Annotated in this window: 16 protein-coding genes; 8 read left to right on the top strand and 8 right to left on the bottom strand. The window is 68.7% G+C overall.

The genetic code is table 11. From position 1 onward, the window contains the following. Positions 1–2 precede the first annotated feature (2 nt). Positions 3–785 (bottom strand): L,D-transpeptidase, encoded by a 783-nt coding sequence (locus ACWEOO_RS37235; protein WP_452147043.1) that lies wholly within the window; start codon positions 783–785, stop codon positions 3–5. Positions 786–885: 100 nt separating this feature from the next. Then, on the bottom strand, positions 886–1,737 hold the full coding sequence (locus ACWEOO_RS37230; protein WP_452147042.1) for a polysaccharide deacetylase family protein: 852 nt from the start codon (positions 1,735–1,737) through the stop codon (positions 886–888). Between the two features lie 47 nt (positions 1,738–1,784). Here ACWEOO_RS37230 and ACWEOO_RS37225 point away from each other — a divergent pair, with 47 nt between their 5' ends. Next, a complete protein-coding gene (locus ACWEOO_RS37225) occupies positions 1,785–2,153 on the top strand; it encodes a MerR family transcriptional regulator (protein ID WP_452147041.1) in 369 nt (122 codons plus the stop codon). A 2-nt stretch (positions 2,154–2,155) separates the two neighbouring features. On the opposite strand, the gene ACWEOO_RS37220 is transcribed toward ACWEOO_RS37225, so the two are convergent. Continuing rightward, positions 2,156–3,004 carry a PAC2 family protein gene (locus ACWEOO_RS37220; RefSeq protein ID WP_359924893.1) on the bottom strand — a complete coding sequence of 283 codons (849 nt, stop codon included), beginning with the start codon at positions 3,002–3,004 and terminating at the stop codon, positions 2,156–2,158. Positions 3,005–3,160: 156 nt separating this feature from the next. On the opposite strand from ACWEOO_RS37220, the gene ACWEOO_RS37215 reads away from it, so the two are divergent. The 7 genes from ACWEOO_RS37215 to ACWEOO_RS37185 all read left to right on the top strand — a co-directional run bounded on the left by ACWEOO_RS37215 (position 3,161) and on the right by ACWEOO_RS37185 (position 11,728). Further along, positions 3,161–3,814, top strand: a complete 654-nt coding sequence (locus tag ACWEOO_RS37215; RefSeq protein ID WP_359924896.1) for an HAD family hydrolase — start codon at positions 3,161–3,163, stop codon at positions 3,812–3,814. 67 nt (positions 3,815–3,881) lie between these two features. Beyond that, the gene (locus ACWEOO_RS37210; RefSeq protein WP_452147040.1) at positions 3,882–5,447 is read left to right on the top strand and encodes an ABC transporter substrate-binding protein; all 1,566 of its coding nucleotides are present in this window, start codon (positions 3,882–3,884) and stop codon (positions 5,445–5,447) included. A gap of 249 nt (positions 5,448–5,696) precedes the next feature. Next, on the top strand, positions 5,697–6,692 hold the full coding sequence (locus ACWEOO_RS37205) for an ABC transporter permease (RefSeq protein ID WP_359924901.1): 996 nt from the start codon (positions 5,697–5,699) through the stop codon (positions 6,690–6,692). A gap of 60 nt (positions 6,693–6,752) precedes the next feature. Further along, positions 6,753–8,504 carry an ABC transporter substrate-binding protein gene (locus ACWEOO_RS37200; RefSeq protein WP_452147039.1) on the top strand — a complete coding sequence of 584 codons (1,752 nt, stop codon included), beginning with the start codon at positions 6,753–6,755 and terminating at the stop codon, positions 8,502–8,504. Between the two features lie 83 nt (positions 8,505–8,587). After that, on the top strand, positions 8,588–9,601 hold the full coding sequence (locus ACWEOO_RS37195; RefSeq protein WP_359924907.1) for an ABC transporter permease: 1,014 nt from the start codon (positions 8,588–8,590) through the stop codon (positions 9,599–9,601). Between the two features lie 28 nt (positions 9,602–9,629). Beyond that, positions 9,630–10,646 carry an ABC transporter ATP-binding protein gene (locus tag ACWEOO_RS37190; RefSeq protein ID WP_452147038.1) on the top strand — a complete coding sequence of 339 codons (1,017 nt, stop codon included), beginning with the start codon at positions 9,630–9,632 and terminating at the stop codon, positions 10,644–10,646. A gap of 14 nt (positions 10,647–10,660) precedes the next feature. Next, the gene (locus ACWEOO_RS37185) at positions 10,661–11,728 is read left to right on the top strand and encodes an ABC transporter ATP-binding protein (RefSeq protein ID WP_359924912.1); all 1,068 of its coding nucleotides are present in this window, start codon (positions 10,661–10,663) and stop codon (positions 11,726–11,728) included. Positions 11,729–11,747: 19 nt separating this feature from the next. On the opposite strand, the gene ACWEOO_RS37180 is transcribed toward ACWEOO_RS37185, so the two are convergent. The 5 genes from ACWEOO_RS37180 to ACWEOO_RS37160 are packed head-to-tail and all read right to left on the bottom strand — an operon-like array spanning position 11,748 to position 17,898. Next, entirely contained in the window at positions 11,748–14,123 is a 2,376-nt protein-coding gene (locus ACWEOO_RS37180; RefSeq protein ID WP_452147037.1) for a tetratricopeptide repeat protein, read from the bottom strand. A 29-nt stretch (positions 14,124–14,152) separates the two neighbouring features. Further along, positions 14,153–15,313, bottom strand: a complete 1,161-nt coding sequence (locus tag ACWEOO_RS37175) for a hypothetical protein (RefSeq protein WP_452147036.1) — start codon at positions 15,311–15,313, stop codon at positions 14,153–14,155. Then, complete coding sequence (locus ACWEOO_RS37170; RefSeq protein WP_359924920.1) at positions 15,310–15,810, bottom strand: SigE family RNA polymerase sigma factor; 501 nt, start codon at positions 15,808–15,810, stop codon at positions 15,310–15,312. The genes ACWEOO_RS37175 and ACWEOO_RS37170 overlap by 4 nt, the downstream gene beginning before the upstream one ends. 19 nt (positions 15,811–15,829) lie before the next feature. Beyond that, positions 15,830–16,618: an SGNH/GDSL hydrolase family protein gene (locus ACWEOO_RS37165; protein ID WP_452147035.1), complete on the bottom strand. Its 789-nt coding sequence runs from the start codon at positions 16,616–16,618 to the stop codon at positions 15,830–15,832. Beyond that, positions 16,615–17,898 carry an alpha/beta hydrolase-fold protein gene (locus ACWEOO_RS37160; protein ID WP_452147034.1) on the bottom strand — a complete coding sequence of 428 codons (1,284 nt, stop codon included), beginning with the start codon at positions 17,896–17,898 and terminating at the stop codon, positions 16,615–16,617. The genes ACWEOO_RS37165 and ACWEOO_RS37160 overlap by 4 nt, the downstream gene beginning before the upstream one ends. Positions 17,899–17,929 lie beyond the last annotated feature (31 nt).

The following is a 17,929-nucleotide window of genomic DNA, read 5'->3' as shown; positions in this document are numbered from 1 at the left end:
CTCTATTTGCTGTCGATCAGGACGAGCGTCCCGAGCGGAACCTTCTGCAGATGGGCCAGCGCGGTCCGCGGCACCCGGACGCAGCCGGCGCTGATGGCCGCTCCGAACACGCGCGGATTCGGCCAGCCGTGGATCGCGACCGTACCAGGCCCGCCACCGAACGTGTCCAAGGTGGGACTGTGCGCACCCAGCGGCAGCACGATCGGCGAGGCGGAGCGTTTGTGGTCGATGATCGAGCCGAGCAGGAACGTCCGGCCGGGCGGCGTCGGCGTCTGCTGCGCGCCGACCCCGGCCTTCCAGCTGCCGAGGCTCTTGTTGTTCAGGAACAGCTCCAGCGTCCGCGAGTTGGTGTGCACGCGGATCAGGTACGACGACGTGGCTCGGTCGAGGTCCTCGTCGCGGAGCCAGCCGGTGGACCGGTTGGGCTTGGAGGGGAGCAGGACGCGGACCCAGCCGTCGGTCTGCTCCACCACCGGCAGCCAGGTCGGCCCGAACTGGGTCGGGCCGATCTTGCCGAAGGCGTCCGCGCCGTCGAGGTCCGGGGCGCTGTAGAGCGCGGCCTCGGTCCGCGGGTGCACGACCAGGCCGGTGGTGCCGGCGTACGGCTCGCCGTCCAGGGGTGCGGTGGTGATGGTCGTGGCGGTCGTCGAGGCGGTCAGGGTGGTGAGGTCGACCGTCTCGTGCTTCTTGTTGCCGAGGATGCCGACCGTGGCGACCACGCCGAGGAGCAGGAGCACGGCCAGCGCCGGGACCGAGCTACCGCCCCGCTCGTCGCGCCTGCGCATGTCGTTGCTCCCCGTGCTTGCGGTGACGGCGGACCGTCACCCCCCAGTTGTCCGGTCGAGAATAAACCCGTTGGTAACAACGGTCCACACCCCGCGGTGGTTACGCCGCCGCGTAGTGCGCGGCGATCTCGTCGCTGGTGGTCATCCAGACGTCCGGCTGCGCGGCGATGTACCGGAGTGCGAGGTCCAGGTACTTCGCCCGGAACGGCTGCCCGATGACGAACGGGTGCAGCGCGAGAGCCATCACCCGCCCGGTGTCCGCAGAATCGTCGCGCAGGACGTCGTACTGGTCCTTCACCATCTGCAGGAAGTCCGGGCCGCTGAGGCCGCGGAGGAACAGGCCGAGGTCGTTGAGCTCCACGGTGTACGGGACGCTGAGCATGCCGGGGACGTTGAGGCGGTACGGCTGGTCGTCGTTGGTCCAGTCGAGGACGTACTGGTAGCCGAGCTCGGAGAGCAGCTGCGGCGTGTTGTGCGTCTCGGTCAGGGCGGGGCCCATCCAGCCCTTGGGGCGCTGACCGGTGGCGGTCTCGATGGTGTCGGTGATCTCGGTGAGGACGCGTCGTTCCTCCTCGGGCTCGTATCCGGTGTGGAGGACCGAGTTCGTCCGGCCGTGGGCGAGCCAGGCCCAGTCCCGCTCGACGCCGGCCTTGACGATCTGCGGGGTGTGCTCGGCGACGTCGGAGTTGAGCAGGGCGCTCGCGCGGACGCCGTACCGGTCGAGGATGTCGATGGTGCGCCAGATCCCCACCCGGGCGCCGTACTCCCGCCAGCCGTGGTTGAGCGGATCGGGATCGAGGTCGAGCGGCCAGATGCTCGTGGACGGCTTGCCGGGGAGGAAGTGCTCGATGTTGAGGCCGACGTAGAACGCGACGCGCTTGCCGTCGGGCCAGGTCAGGCGGGGCCGGGAGGGGAGCGGGCTGTAGTCGTAAAGGGAGTCGTAGAGCGTCATACCGGGACGGTAGAGTCTGACATCAGTGTCAGGTTCAAGTCCCGGAGGTGACCGTGCGGATCGGGGAGCTGGCCGACCGGACCGGGGTGAGCGTGCGGTCGCTGCGGTACTACGAGGCGCAGGGGCTGCTCGTCTCCGAGCGGACGGCGGGCGGACAGCGTGAGTACGCCGAGCGCGCCGTCGACCGGGTGATCCTGATCCAGGAGCTGTTCGCGGCCGGACTGCACAGCAAGAAGATCGCTCAGCTGCTGCCGTGTATGCGCGACCCCGACGGCGGCCCGAACGAGCGGGCCACCCCGGAGCTGGTCGTCGAGCTGACCGCCGAGCGGGATCGCATCGACCGGATGATCGCCGACCTGGCCACGTCCCGGGCAGTGCTCGACGACGTGATCGCCACCGCGGCCCGGGAACTGTAGATCTACTCGCCCGGCCGGTTCTTGTTGCGGCGCTTCAGGTAGCGCTCGAACTCGGCGGCGATCGCCTCGCCGGTGGCCTCCGGCAGGTCGGCGGTGTCGCGCTGCTCCTCGAGCGAGTGGACGTACTCCGCGACCTCGGGGTCCTCCTCGCTGAGCTCGTCCGCGCCGCGCTGCCAGGCCCGCGCGAGCTCGGGCAGCTCACCTTCGGGGATGGCCAGGTCCAGGAGCTCCTCGATCTTGCTGAGCAGCGCCAGCGACGCCTTCGGGCACGGCGTCCCTGCGATGTAGTGCGGGATCGCGGACCAGATCGACACCGCCGGCACGCCGAGCGTCGTACACAGGTCGGCGAACACGCCGGTGATCCCGGTCGGGCCCTCGTACGTCGACGGCTCCAGGCTCCAGGACGCGGTCAGCTCCTCGTCGGACGAGGTCGCCGAGACCGGGATCGGCCGGGTGTGCGGGGAGTCCGCGAGCAGGGCGCCGAGCACGACGACGAGCTGCGCGTTCGACTCGTCGACGATCTCCAGCAGCTCCCGGGAGAACGCCCGCCAGCGCATGTTCGGCTCGACGCCGCGGATCAGCAGCACGTCGCGGCCGGTGTCCTCCGGACGAGCCAGGTAGATCCGCGTGGTCGGCCAGGTGAGCTGCCGGCCGCCGTCCTCGTCGATGCTGACCCGGGGCCGGTTCACCTGGTAGTCGTAGTAGTCCTCGGGGTCGATCGCCGTGACGAGCTCCGCGTCCCACTCGTCGATCAGGTGGTCGACCGCTCCGGTGGCCGCCTCGGCCGCGTCGTTCCAGCCCTCGAACGCGGCGATCACGACCGGGTCCCTCAGGTTCGCGAGGTCAACCACTCGCAGGCCCCCTGTCGTCTCTGTAGCCAATCGGACTGCCAGCCTACGTGCTCGGCCGCTCCGGTGTGCCCGGTTTCACCCCAGGCGGAACGTGTCGTGCCCGACCAGGGAGAATGGAGGCGACCTGATCGTGGAGACGACGTAGAGGAGCGGTAGTTGCCGGCCCTGCAAGCGGTGCTGTGGGACATGGACGGGACATTGGTCGACTCCGAGAAGGTCTGGGCGGAGGTGCAGCTCGAACTGCTGGCCGGACTCGGCGCGACCTGGACGATCGAGGACTGCATGACCTTGATCGGGAGCGACCTGCGGGACGCCGTCCAGGTGTGGATGGCGCGGATCCCGGAGGGGGTGATCACCGCCGACGAGCTGGCCGACCGGATGTTCTCGGAGGTGGTCGAGGCGCTCCGGCGGGAGGTCAGCTTCCAGCCGGGCGCCCTGGAGTTGCTGCAGGCGCTGCGCAAGGAAGAGGTGCCGTGCGCGCTGGTGTCGGCGTCGTACCGGAGCATGATCGACGCGGTCCTCGGCCACCTGCCGCCGGACCCGTTCGACGTGATCGTCGCGGGTGACGAGGTGACGCTGGGCAAGCCGCACCCGGAGCCGTACCTGACCGGTGCCGCCAGGCTCGGTGTGGACCCGGCGAACTGCGTGGTGATCGAGGACTCGATGACCGGCACGCAGGCCGGGACGGCGGCCGGCATGTACGTGGTCGCCGTGCCGCAGTGGGTGACGATCCCGGACGCGCCGCGCCGGCTCGTGGTCAAGTCGCTGGAGCCGCTGACTCCGGAATCCTTGCGGGCGCTGCTCCGTTGACCAGCTAACGTCACTTGAGCCCATCGGGGGCGTTGTTTCGGGTAATGGGCTGGGGAAAGGTGAGACGGTGAGCGAGTGGGTGCGCCGGGTGTCGGCGGCCGTGGCAGTGGGTGCCCTCGGGGTGTCCCTTGCTGCCTGCGGTGAGCCGGACGACAACGCCCCGCACCCGGGGGAGCCGACGCCGAAGCTGATGCTGCTCCGGCTCGCGACCACCGACACGATCGCGTCACTGGACCCGGCAGGCCGGTACGACGTCGGCTCGCGGACCGTCCAGGCGAACCTGTACCAGACGCTGCTGACGATCCTGCCGGACAAGCCGACCCCGGTCCCGGACGCCGCCGACTGCCAGTTCGACTCGCCGACGACGTACACGTGCAGCCTGAAGGAGCACCTGACCTTCCCGAACGGGCACGAGCTGACGTCGTCCGACGTGAAGTTCAGCTTCGACCGGCTCGCCCGGCTGAAGACGCCCGGGGGAGCGGCCGCGCTGTTCTCCTCGGTGAAGTCGGTGAGTACGCCGGACGAGCTGACCGCGGTCTTCAACCTGACCACCCCGGACGCCCGCCTGCCGTACCTGCTGACCACCACCGCCGCGTCGATCGTGGACGAGGAGACCTACCCGGCGAACAAGTTGCTCGACACCAAGGCGATGGGCAGCGGACCGTACCAGCTGTCGAAGTACGAGCCGGGCACCGAGGTCACGCTGACGAAGTTCGCCGGCTACCGCGGACCGCGGGCGGCGCAGAACGACGGCGTCACGATCAGCCTGCTGAAGGACTCGAACGCGCTGTACCAGGCGGTGACCACCGGGAAGACGGACCTCGCGTTCCACGGTTTCGGCCCCGGCCTGCTGGACAAGCTGCGCAAGTCCGACCAGGTGCAGATCGCCGACAAGGGCTCGGCGGAGATCCGGCTGTACGCGTTCCAGATGAAGTCGCTGCTGGCCCGCAAGCCGGCGGTCCGGCGGGCGGTCGCGCAGCTGATCGACCGCCAGGCGATCGCGAAGAAGGCGTACGGCGACCGCGTGTCGCCGCTGTACTCGGTGGTGCCGCCCGGTTACGGCGGGCAGGCCGACGCGTTCAAGACGCAGTACAAGCAGCCGAACAAGGCGGCCGCCGCGACGATCCTCAGAGAGGCGAACATCGCGGCGCCGGTGCCGCTGACCGTCGGCTGGACGCCGTCGCAGTACGGCGTCGGCGCGAAGGCCGAGGTGCTCGAGCTGAAGCGGCAGCTCGACGCGTCGGGGTTGTTCCGGGTGACGTTGCGCGGTGCGGAGTGGCCGCAGTACCAGCAGGCGACGAAGGCCGGGGCGTACGACCTGTACCAGACCGGGTGGACCCCGGAGTACCCGGACGCGGACGACTACCTGGCGCCGTTCGTCACCGACGTTCCGTTGCAGAACGGCTACCGGTCGGCGGCGGCCACGAAGTTGCTGCAGCAGGAACGCACCGAGCAGAACGGGCTGAAGCGCGACGATCTGATCGGGCAACTACAAGGAGTGATCGCGCAGGACGCGCCGGTGATCCCGAGCTGGCAGGGCCGCGTCACGGTGGTCGCCGGCAAGGGCGTGGAGAACCTCGCGACGGCTCTCGACCCGTTGTCGTTCCTTTATCTTTCCGGCCTTCGACGGTGACCTCCGGGCTGTCGCCCGGTGACACAAAAATGCCATGGCAGTAACGGTTCGCGAGGTCCTGGCGACCGTGGGTGCGACGCCGTGGTTTACTGCGGAAAGTCCACGATACGGGACGATTTCCTGACGATCACGATCGGGCAACGCAGCACTTTCCGCGTTTGACTCCGGGCTGTAATGGCGGCAGGTTAAGGCGGCAGCCATTCCGGATTTCGTTCCGGTTCATCCGAACCAGGCAGGGGAACTCATCGCGTGAGCACGCCACTCGAGGTCGAGCCGGGGTCGTCGGCGACGCAGCCGGAGGCCGTACTCGAAGGTGTCGGCAAGATCGAGGGCCGGTCGCTGTGGCAGATCTCCTGGATTCGCCTGAAGCGTGACAAGGTCGCGATGGCCGGCCTGGTGGTGGTCTGCCTGCTGATCCTGATGGCGATCTTCGCGCCGCTGATCGTGAAGTGGTTCGGTGATCCGCCGAACGAGTTCCACCAGGATCTGATCGACACCAAGGGCGGCACGCTGGCCCCGCTCGGCACGTTCGGCGGCATGAGCTGGGACCACCTGCTGGGCGTGGAGCCGGTCAACGGCCGGGACATCTTCAGCCGGGTCGTCTACGGCTCCCGGATCTCGCTGCTGATCGCCTTCCTCGCGACGCTGCTGTCGGTCGTGATCGGCACCACGATGGGTATTGTCGCCGGCTTCTTCGGCGGCTGGGTCGACGCGGTCATCAGCCGGTTGATGGACATGTTCCTGGCCTTCCCGCTGCTGGTCTTCGCGATCGCACTGGCCGGTGTGATGCCCGACAACGCGTTCGGGCTGCAGGGCAACACGCTCCGGGTGAGCCTGCTGATTTTCATCGTCGGCTTCTTCAACTGGCCCTATATCGGCCGGATCATCCGAGGCCAGACATTGTCACTGCGGGAACGCGAGTACGTCGACGCCGCCCGCAGCCTCGGTGCCCGGCGGCCCTACGTCCTGTTCGTCGAGATCCTGCCGAATCTGCTCGGTCCGATCCTGGTCTACGCGACGCTGCTGATCCCGACGAACATCTTGTTCGAGGCGGCGCTGTCGTTCCTCGGCGTCGGCGTCCGGCCGCCTACCGCGACCTGGGGCGGCATGCTGTCCGACGCGGTCGCCTTCTACACATTGCCGCACTTCATGCTCTGGCCAGGTCTGGCGATCTTCATCACCGTGCTGGCCTTCAACCTGTTCGGGGACGGTCTGCGTGACGCCCTCGACCCACGAGCCCGCTAGCGCGCGACGGATGCGCCGGCTGGACCTGACTCCTGACACGAAGGGGTGGATCGGAGAACGATGAACGCCAGAAGGAAGACGGTGATCGCCGCAATGTCGGCGCTCGCCCTCGCGCTGACCGCCTGTGGCGGGAGCGGCGGGTCGACGAGCAACAACGGCTCGTCGAGCAAGGCTGAGTTCAACGCAGCCATGAACAAGGTGTTCAACGCGTCGGACAAAAAGGGCGGCACGATCAAGTACGCCGACGAGAGCGCCCCGGACTCGGTGGACCCGGGGGACACCTATTACGGCAGTCAGTGGGACATGATCCGGAACTGGGGCCGTTCGCTGACGATGTTCAAGGTCGCTCCGGGTGACGCCAGCAACGAGCTGGTCGGCGACCTGGCCGACGGCCTGGGCAAGGCCAGCGACAACGCCAAGACCTGGACCTACAAGCTGCGCTCGGGCCTGAAGTACGAGGACGGCACCCCGATCACGTCGAAGGACGTCAAGTACGCGGTCGAGCGGTCCACGGCCAAGGAGGTCCACCCGGACGGCCCGGCGTACTTCGACACGATGCTCAACTGGCCGGCCGGCTGGAAGGGTGCGTACCTGTCGAAGGGGATGAACACCGACTCGGCCATCACCACGCCCGACGACCTGACGATCGTGTTCCACCTGAAGGCGCCGTTCGCCGGGTTCGACTACCTGGCCATGACGCCGCAGACGATCCCGGTCCCGCAGGCCAAGGACACCGGTGCGAAGTACAAGGAACACGTGATCTCGTCCGGCCCGTACAAGTTCGACTCCTACCAGGACGCCAAGGGCTACGTCCTGGTGCGGAACGATCAGTGGGACCAGTCGACCGACGCGAACCGCAAGGCGCTGCCGGACCGCATCGAGATGTCGATGAACGTCAACGCCGAGGACATCGACAACCGGATCATCGCCGGTGACCTGGACGTCGCCGTGACCGGCGTCGGCGTCACGCCCGCGACGCAGACCCGGGTGCTGAGCGACCCGAACCTCAAGTCGCGCGCGGACAACCCGACGCTGGGCCGCTTCCAGTACGTCAGCATCAACCCGACGGTGAAGCCGTTCGACAACATCGAGTGCCGCAAGGCGGTCATGTACGGCATGGACAAGACCGCCTACCAGACCGCGTACGGCGGCGAGTTCGCCGGTGGCGAGCTGGCCAGCAACCTGATGCCGCCGGTCATCCCGGGGCAGCAGAAGTTCAACATGTACGAGACGCCGGACAGCAAGGGCGACGAGGCCAAGGCGAAGGACGCGCTGACCAAGTGCGGGTTCCCGAACGGGTTCTCCACCAACATCACCTTCCGGACCGAGCGGCCGAAGGAGAAGGCGGCGGCCGAGGCGTTCCAGCAGTCGCTCGCCAAGATCGGCATCAAGCTGACGCCGAAGGGCTTCCCGCGCAAGGACTACTTCTCCACCTACGCCGGCAACCCGCCGTACGTGGTGAAGAACAACCTCGGACTGGTCGTCAACAGCTGGGGCGCGGACTGGAACGACGGCTTCGGCTTCCTGTCGCAGATCGTCGACTCGCGGGTCATCCGGGACACCGGTGGCTCGTCGAACACCAGCGTCCGGATCCCGGAGGTCGACAAGCTGCTCGACCAGGCCAGCGTCGAGCTGGACAAGTCCAAGCGCGAGGCGCTGTGGGTCGAGATCGACAAGAAGGTGATGGAGCAGGCGGTCATCTACCCGGGCCTGTGGGCGAAGACCCTGATGGTGCGCGGGCAGAACCTGACGAACGTGTTCGTCAACGACCAGTACGGCATGTACGACTATCTCTCGCTCGGCAAGCCGTAACGCTTCTCGCTCAAGTAGGAAGGTAAGGCTGCAGGTGACCGGCCGGGGACAGCTTCCCCGGCCGGCCACCGAGGCCAGGATCCGTGATCGCATACATCATCAGGCGCCTGCTCGCCGCCGCCGGCACGTTGTTCGTCGTCAGCGTGCTCACCTTCGGCATCTTCTATATGTTCCCGCGGCTGGCCGGTGCGACACCGGAAACGCTCGCCAGCCGGTACGTCGGCCGTTCCGCCACCGCGGAGACCGTGAAGGCGACCGCGAACGCCCTGGGTTTCTACGACCCGGTCACGGTGCAGTACTGGCATTGGGCGAAGGGCATCTTCGTCGGCGCGGACTACAACCTGGGCACCGGCGTGGAGCATTGCCCGGCGCCCTGCCTGGGCTATTCCTTCATCAGCCGGACGCCGGTGTGGCCGGATCTGCTCGACCGCTTCCCGGTGACCCTCTCGCTGGCGATCGGCGCGTCGGTGCTGTGGCTGGCCGGCGGTCTGGCGGTCGGTGTGCTGTCGGCGCTGCGGCGCGGGACGGTGCTGGACCGGACGGCGATGATGGTGGCGCTGGCCGGCGTGTCGATGCCGATCTTCTGGACCGGCCTGATGGCGTTGTCGTTCTTCAGCTACAGGTGGGGCCTCTTCCCCGGCGGCGGCTCGTACGTGGCGTTCACGGAGAATCCGATCCGCTGGGCCTATGCGCTGATGCTGCCCTGGATCACGCTGGCGTTCCTGTTCTCGGCGCAGTACGCGCGGCTCACCCGCGCGGGCATGCTGGAGACGATGAACGAGGACTTCATCCGGACCGCGCGGGCCAAGGGCCTGGTCGAACGGGACGTCGTCGTCAAGCACGGGCTCCGGGCGGCGCTGACCCCGATCCTGACGATCTTCGGCCTGGACTTCGGCCTGCTGATCGGCGGCGCCGTCCTGACCGAGAACGTGTTCAGTCTCAACGGTCTCGGCAAGTACGCGGTGATCGGCATCTCCGATCAGGACATGCCCAAGATCATGGGTGTCACGCTGGTGGCCGCATTCTTCATCGTGCTCTCGAACCTGGTGGTCGACCTGCTGTATGCCTTCGTGGACCCGAGAGTGCGGCTGAAGTGACGGATCTCGAACCGAAGGCAGGACGTGCGTGAGCTTCCTCGAAGTCAAGGACCTCAGGGTTCATTTCCCGACCGACGACGGGCTGGTCAAGTCGGTGGACGGCCTGTCCTTCCACCTCGACCGCGGCAAGACGCTCGGGATCGTCGGCGAGTCGGGCTCCGGCAAGAGTGTGACGAGCCTGTCGATCATGGGCCTGCACAAGGCCGGTACTGCCCGGATCTCCGGTGAGATCTTCCTCGACGGTCAGGAGCTGGTCGGGGCCACGCCGGACGAGGTGCGGGCCCTGCGCGGCAAGCGGATGGCGATGATCTTCCAGGACCCGTTGTCCGCGATGCACCCGTTCTACACCGTCGGGCACCAGATCATCGAGGCGTACCGGGTGCACAACCAGGTCAGCAAGCAGGTCGCGCGCAAGCACGCGATCGAGATGCTGGACCGGGTCGGCATCCCGCAGCCCGACCGGCGCGTGGACGCGTACCCGCACCAGTTCTCCGGCGGTATGCGGCAGCGCGCGATGATCGCGATGGCGCTGTCCTGCGACCCGGACCTGCTGATCGCCGACGAGCCGACCACGGCGCTCGACGTCACCGTGCAGGCGCAGATCCTGGACCTGATCCGGGACCTGCAGCGCGAGTTCAACTCCGCCGTCATCATCATCACCCATGACCTCGGCGTGGTCGCCGAGCTCGCCGACGACATCCAGGTGATGTACGCCGGCCGCGCGATCGAGTACGGCACCGCGGAGGACATCTTCGACCGCCCGCAGCACCCGTACACCTGGGGTCTGCTCGGGTCGATGCCGCGGATCGACCAGGAGCGCACCGAGCGGCTGGTCCCGATCAAGGGCACGCCGCCCAGTCTGATCAACGTGCCGTCCGGTTGCGCGTTCCATCCGCGCTGCAACTACGCGAGCCTGACCGGTGGCGCCAGCGAGTCCGAGGTGCCGGAACTGCTCGACATCGGCGACGGCCATCGGGTCGCCTGCCACCTGACGGCGGAGCAACGCCGGAAGAGCTGGGAAACCGACATCAAGCCGAAGCTGTGAACGACGGAGCAACTGTGAGCGCGACTGAGACCGATACATCCATCACGCCACCCGCGGTGGGTGAAGAGCTGCTGGCCGTCACCAATCTGAAGAAGCACTTCCCGATCCGTCACGGCCTGCTGCAGCGCGAGACCGGTGCGGTCCGGGCGGTCGACGGCTTGGACTTCACCGTCACTCGGGGCGAGACATTGTCGCTGGTAGGGGAGTCGGGCTGCGGCAAGACCACCACCGGTCGGCTGCTGACCCGGCTGCTGGAGCCGACCGACGGAAAGATCGTGCTCGAGGGGCGGGACATCAGCCATCTCCGGGACGGGGCGATGCGTCCGCTGCGTCGTGACATCCAGATGATCTTCCAGGACCCGTACGGTTCGCTGAACCCGCGGCACACGGTCGGCAAGATCGTCGGTGCGCCGTTCAAGTTGCAGAATGTGAAGACCGAGCACGGCGTGAAGAAGGCCGTGCAGGAGTTGCTCGAGCTGGTCGGCCTGAGCCCGGAGCACTACAACCGGTACCCGCACGAGTTCTCCGGCGGCCAGCGGCAGCGCATCGGGATCGCGCGCACGCTGGCGCTGCGGCCGAAGCTGATCGTCGCCGACGAGCCGGTGTCCGCGCTGGACGTGTCGATCCAGGCGCAGGTGGTGAACCTGCTCGAGGACCTGCAGGACGAGTTCGACTTGACGTACGTGATGATCGCGCACGACCTGTCCGTCGTCCGGCACGTGTCGGACCGGGTCGCGGTCATGTACCTCGGCAAGATCGTCGAGCTGGCCGACCGGGTCAGCCTGTACGAGAAGCCGATGCATCCGTACACCGTCGCGCTGCTGTCCGCCGTACCGGTGCCGGACACCAAGCGGAAGGGCAAGCAGGAGCGGATCCGGCTGCAGGGCGACGTCCCGAGCCCGATCAACCCGCCGCCCGCGTGCCGCTTCCACACCCGCTGCTGGAAGGCCCAGGAGATCTGCAAGACGGTCGAGCCCCCGCTGATCCAGCTGGGCCCGGGCCACCAGACCGCCTGCCACTTCCCGGAGAACGCCACCCCGGAGCAGGAGAAGACGGCCCGGGACGCCGCCGCCAAGAGCTGAGCATCACGTGTCTGCGTGGTCAGACGCGTGAGCCGGCTTCTGCCTTCTCGAGCAGTCGCCGGGCCTGTTCGGCATGGCCCGGGTGGTGCCCGCGGTAGAAGTCGAGTGCGAACCGGAGGTTCGCGAGTGCGTCGTCGTACTCGCGAATCTCGGTGAGCACCTCGCCCAGGGTCAGCCGGCTCTGCGCTTCCCGACGCTCGTCGCCGACTGCCTTGGCGATCTCCAGTGCGGACTCGACATGCTGGATGGCGCGGTCGTGGTCGCGCAGCTCCTTGAAGGTGAGTGCCAGCACCCAGTGCGCGTCGCTGACGCCCTTGCTGTGCCCCAGTCCTTCGAGCTCCAGGAGTGACAGACGCAGGTCGTCGACGGCGAGTTCGGGGTGGCCGGACTTCACCCGTGCCCAGGCTGCCTCGATCCTGGCGTTGGCAACCCCGTCCGCGTCACCGAGGACCTCCCACTGCTGCAACGCAGCCCTGGCGTCCGCCTCCGCGGCGACCGGATCGCCCAGTTCGAGGAGAACCTCGCAGCGCGTCCCGTAGGCGGCCGCGAGCCCTCGGATGTCACCGAGCTCCCGGTTGACCGCGAGAGCGGATTCCACCAGCGGGAGGGCGTCCCGGTGCCGATGCATCCTGATGAGCAGGCGCGCGCTGTTGTTGGCCGCGAGGGACATGCCGCGCAGGCTCCCGGCGGCCTCGAAGCCTCGCTGCGCGAGGCGGAACCGGTCCGCCGACTCGTCGTACCGAGCGAGCTCCGCCAGCGCGATCGCGGCGTCGGCGTGCAGCTGTGCGCGGGTCCACTCGGTGATGTCGCCGGTGACGACACGATCGATCGACGGGAGCCAGTCGACGAGATTTCCGCGCTTGACGAAGTACTCGTAGAGGCCGATCACCAGGCCTGCGACGCGCTCGTCGCGCCCGCCACCGGCGCCGAACTGTTCGATCAAGCCGATGTAGTTGGGCAGTTCGCGGTCGATCCAGCTCAACACCGCGTCATGCGTCGCGAAGTCGGCACAGGAGGGCGGGGGCGGCTGATGAGGCCACGCCGTCCGCAGGGCGGTCGGGCCGTTCAGGACGACCGCATGCCATGCCACGGACAGGTAGAAGGTGAGGAGGCGGTCGAGGGATGCCTCCTGCGTCGCGGGTGGGAGCCGAGTGGCCAGCTCGCGGGCGTAGGCGCGGACGAGATCGTGGAACTGGTAGCGGCCAGGGGTCCAGGATTCGACGAGGTGAAGGTCGGTCAGCCGTTCGAGGATGCGGTTCGTCTCGACCGGGGTGGCGGCGAGGAGCGGGGCGGCGGTCCGCGCGGTGAAGTCCTGGGCGTCGCTCAGGCCGAGGATCGGCAAGGCCTCGGCCGCCGGTGGATCGATCCGGCGGAGCTGCTCGACCGACGAGGAGAACCCGGCTCGAACGCCACGGTCGTCGCCGTGCAGCAGGTCGAGGCGGTGTGACTCGTCGGCGAGCCGGTCCACGAGCTCGGCAGGTGCGGCCGCCGGGTGCGTGAGTGACCAGGCGGCGACGATGCTGAGTGCCAAGGGGAGATGACCACACAGCTCGGCGATTCGGTCGGCCGCATCGGTCAGGCGGCCGTCCGCGGCGATGGAGGTGAGCAGAGCGGCCGACTCGCTCGCAGCGAGCGGATCGACCTGGAGGTGCACCGCGGCAGGCATCGTGGAGAGCGTGTCGCGGCTGGTGATCAGCACCGCCGCCCCCGCGGACGCAGGAATCAGGTCAGTCACCTGCTGGACGTCCCGAGCGTTGTCCAGGACCAGGAGGACCCGACGGTTCATCAAGCGCGAGCGGAGTGCTGCGACAGCTTCCGCCCGGTCGCCGGGCACCACCTCAGGCGGTACTCCGGTCGCCCTGAGGAGCTGACCGGCCGTCTGCAACTGGCTCATCGGCTGACCGAACCCGCGCAGGTTGACGAACAGCGTTCCGTCCGGAAAGTGGTCGGCGCTGGCCTGCGCCGCCTCGGTCGCGAGCGCCGTCTTGCCCACACCCGCCATGCCGCGGATCGTCACGATGTTCGGTGCGATGCGGTCCGGTGACGTGGTCAGAAGCTCGACCAGTAGGTCGAGCTCGCGGCGCCGGCCGACGAACCGCTGGTGCGCTGCCCGCTGCGCCTGCCGGGCGACGATCCAGGACGGATCGCTGCCCGCGGCCGGTGCGCTCACCGCGCCGCGGGCCGCGAGCCGCCGGAAGAGACGGCGTTCGGTGTGGCTCAGGCCGAGCGCGCGATCGAGCTTGTCGAGGGTCGTGAGCTGCGGGAAGCGCCGTACTCCGCGCTCCAGCAGTCCGATCGCCTGAGCACTGAGCCCGGCACGCTCCGCCAGCCCTTCCTGCGTCAGTCCACGGGCGACTCGCACTGCACGCAGGGTCGCGGCAAACGACTGTTCCACGTCGGACAGGCTAGCCGGAATCCTCCTGGTCAGCCCCGGTCGATGAGCGGCCGGCCGGTCGGCAGTGCGAACGGCGCCGTCCGCGGCGCCCTCGTACGGAACGCGACCTCCGAGAAGCTCGGTACGGCGACCTCCACCGTGCCGGTCGCGGCGTCGACGAGCAGCAGGTCCGCCACCCGCGAGGTCGTCCGTTCTCCCACGGCGGTGAACGTCTTGTCGTCGAGCCATTGACCGAAGTAGGTGCTGACGTACGTATGCGGCGCACGCTTGAGTTCGCCGGTCGGCACGTCGTACATCAGCAGATCGGCCCAGAGCGGCTGGATGCCCGGCTTGGCGTCCTCCGGTTCCGTGACGAGATGTTTGCCTTCGGGGGAGAGGAAGGCCAGCTCGCCGGTGAACCTGGCCGGCTCGTCCGGAGAGACGGTCTTCGCGATCGCCAGGCTGGTGCCGCCGAACCGGTCGAGCGGCTGCTGGTACACGAAGCGCCCGGCAGCTACGGTGCGGACCGCGGTCGGGCCCACCTTGGCGATCCGCTCACCGTTGTCCGTGGTCACGTCCCAGCGGTACAGACCGTCCAGCGTGCCGAAGTACGCGAGGTTCCCGTCGAGCGCCACGATCTGCGGGCCGACCGCGACGCTGGCGTACTGCGGGATCTTGTTGCCGATCGGTGTGCGGACGAGTTCGCGGCGTGCGGCGACGTCGTACACCACCGACTCGCCGTGATCGCTGAAGGTCTCGACCCACCCGACCAGGGAGCCGCGGACATCGGCCGTGAGTCGCCAAGCGCTCTTGCCCAGGGCGCGGACGCCGGATCGGTCGACGACGTGGATCGCGTTGTCGGCGTTCAGGAACACGAAGCCGGCGTCGGTCTGGACGAACGCGGTGACCTTGTGCGGTGCCACCGAGATGGTCTCGTCGCCGTAGTGGATGGTGTCGCCGAGCGCGTACGTCGCCCGGCGCTGTGTGAACGGCGCGGGCTTGGCCGGTTGGGGCTGGGTGTCGCGGGGACGGATCACGGTCGCGGTGCCGGCCGCGATGGCGGCGGTGGCGACCGCACCGCCGAGGACGCCGAGTGCCCGCCGCCGGCCGGCCCGGTGCTTGCCGGCCGCCATGATGCCGTCCAGGTCGAGCGGGGGCGGCTCGGCCCCGTCGGCCCGTTCGTGGAGGGTGTCCCTGAGGAGGTCGTTCATTCCGTCATCCCTGCCTTCAGCACGACGTCGGAGCCCAGGCGGGTCCGGAGTTTCTTGAGCGCGTCGGAGACCTGGCTCTTCACGGTCCCGACGCTGCAGCCGAGGATCTCGGCGGTCTGTGGTTCCGTGAGGTCCTCGTAGTACCGCAGGACCAGCGCGGCCCGTTGCCGCGGCGGGAGCTTCTGCAGCTCCCGCCACAACCAGATCCGCGCGGTCGCGTCGTCCCCGGCCGCGGCGCGATCGGGTACGTCGTCGTTCGGCCGCTCCGCGCGCCAGGATTTCCGGCGCCACCAGCCGATCGCGGTGGTGGTGATCGCGCGCCGGGTGTAGGCCTCGGCGTTGCTCGGGTCGCGCAGGCGGTGCCAGCCGACGTACGTCTTGACCAGCGCTTCCTGGACGAGGTCCTCGGCCAGGCCGCGGTCGCCGGTGAGCAGGTACGCATACCGGAACAGCGCGCCATGCCTGCTGGTCGCGAACTCGGCGAACGCGTCGGCCATTCTGGTTCCCCCTCGGTCTCTAACCTCCCTGACGTGGGGACGCGGGCAAAGGGTTGGGCGTTGCGGCCAGCAGAACCCGCGCGATCAGCGCATGACCGGCCGCGTCCGGATGATCGCCGTCGGAGGCGAGCAGCGCGGTGACGTCGGGGTTGTCCTCGAAGGGGGTGTAGATGTCGGCGTACGTCGCGTCGCCGGCGCGGGCCGCGGCGGCGATCGCGGCGTTCGTACGAACGGTGAGCTGGTCGCTGGCGATCCGGCCGCCCGGGGTGTACTGCCGTTCGGCCACCTCGCCGTCCTTGAAGACGTTCCAATAGCCGGTCATCAGAACGGTGGTCGGTCGGCCGGCCCGGAGCGCGCGCACGCGGCTCAGGATCCGGCCGAGGTTGGCGGTCAGCTGCTCGAACTCGTCCGCGACGCAGTCGGCCGTGCACTGTCCGCTGGTGACGTCGTCGTGGTGGTCGCCGAAGTCGTTCGCGCCGATCGTGAGGAGAACGACGTTCGCCGCGCCGACGGCCTGCGCGACACCGCGCTGGCCCAGTTGCTGCAGCAGCCCGCTGGAGTCGAGGCCGCCGACGCCGAGGTTGTCGACGGTCACTGCCGCGCCGGAGCGGTCCTCGAGCAGGTCGCCGTACAGCTGGGGGAACGGCGTGCAGTCGCAGTTGGAGCCGGACGTGACCGAGTCGCCGAGGGCAACCACCCGGACGTCGCCGCCGGTTCGCATCTCGCCGACCGTGTCCGCGCCGGAGATCACGCTGAGGAGCGCGACCACCAGCAGGCCGGCGGCGAGCCGTCGCAGATTCTCGATCACGCCGGCCTCGGGTGGCTCCCTTCGTGCTGGGGGAGGGCGAGCTGGTTGACCAGCCACGGGTAGGCCGACGCGAAGGCCGGCGCGGCGAACTGCCAGACGTGGGTGCCGGGGGAGATCTCGACCCGCGACCAGATGCCGGCCTTGGCCGCGGCCCTGGACAGCTCCTCGGCCTCGTGCTGGTGGCGCAGCTCCTGGGTGCTGGTCAGGAACAGGCCGTCGACGTTCGTGTACTTGCCATGGGCCCGCATCACGAGCAGCGGCTCGTTGGCCTTCTCGAGCGCCACGTTGCCGCCGTACAGGTCGTGCAGGCTGGCGGCCGGCGTGCTCGTGTACGGCGCGAGGTCGCCGGAGATGTCGACGAAGTGGTCGAAGACGTCCGGGTGCTCGACGACCAGGTCGATGGCACAGGTGCCGCCCATCGAGAACCCGGCGACCGCCCATTGCCGCGGATCCCGGGACGCGCCGAACGTCTTCTCGACGTACCGCGGGATGTCCTGGTCCAGGTGGTCGGCGGAGTTCCCGCGCGGACCGTTCACGCATTCGGTGTCGTTGTCGAACCGCTCGGTCGCGTCGGCGAACACCAGGATCGGTGCGTACCCGTGGTGCCGGTGCGCGTACGCGTCGGACACCTGGACGGCGTTGCCGAGCCGGACCCAGTCACCCGGGCCGCCCCGCTCGCCCCCGATCAGCTCGACGACCGGCAGCGCGGGCCGGTGCGCGCCGCGGAACCAGATCGGCGGCAGGTAGACGAGCTCCTGGCGGTGCTTGAAATGGCTGTACGTCGCCGGGATGTCCACCGCGACCAGCCGCCCCGCCGGCGGCATCTTCGTCGTACCGGCGTCGCGCGCGATCCCGGACATCGACACCTCACCCGGCAGCGGCGTGTTCGTCCAGTCGTTCACCGCGGAGTCGATCGTCGGGTAGTAGCCCACGAACTGGTTGATCCCGTTCGCACACACCACCCCCGCCAGCACCGCCGCCAGCACCGCGGCCCCCCGCCGCCACCACCGCGCCGACCGCCACCCGGCCCCCAGCACGATCAAGGCCCCGACCGCGACCCCGAACCACAACCACACGACGAACGGCAACGGATCCGTCAGCCCCACCAGTTTCGCCCCCGGATAGGCCGCCACCAACGTCACCAACAGCGCCCCTACGGCCACCAACGGCACCACCCGCCGCCACTGCGAATCCCGCCACCCGACCGCAGCCAGCACCATGACGCCGGCCACCACCTCCAGCACCACTGGAAACCATCCGCCGAGCAACGACACACTCATCCGACCCTCCAACCGAGCAGACCCATCCCGC

This window comes from Kribbella sp. NPDC004138, from assembly GCF_053603655.1.
Note: the sequence above shows the minus strand (reverse complement) of the source record. Positions and strands in the feature narration are given on the sequence as shown.

What these genes read in the sequence shown, in the direction of transcription:
- ACWEOO_RS37235 (WP_452147043.1), bottom strand. Translation starts at nt 785, where the DNA reads ATGCGCAGGCGCGACGAGCGGGGCGGTAGCTCGGTCCCGGCGCTGGCC.
- ACWEOO_RS37230 (WP_452147042.1), bottom strand. Translation starts at nt 1,737, where the DNA reads ATGACGCTCTACGACTCCCTTTACGACTACAGCCCGCTCCCCTCCCGG.
- ACWEOO_RS37200 (WP_452147039.1), top strand. Translation starts at nt 6,753, where the DNA reads ATGAACGCCAGAAGGAAGACGGTGATCGCCGCAATGTCGGCGCTCGCC.
- ACWEOO_RS37175 (WP_452147036.1), bottom strand. Translation starts at nt 15,313, where the DNA reads ATGAACGACCTCCTCAGGGACACCCTCCACGAACGGGCCGACGGGGCC.
- ACWEOO_RS37170 (WP_359924920.1), bottom strand. Translation starts at nt 15,810, where the DNA reads ATGGCCGACGCGTTCGCCGAGTTCGCGACCAGCAGGCATGGCGCGCTG.
- ACWEOO_RS37160 (WP_452147034.1), bottom strand. Translation starts at nt 17,898, where the DNA reads ATGAGTGTGTCGTTGCTCGGCGGATGGTTTCCAGTGGTGCTGGAGGTG.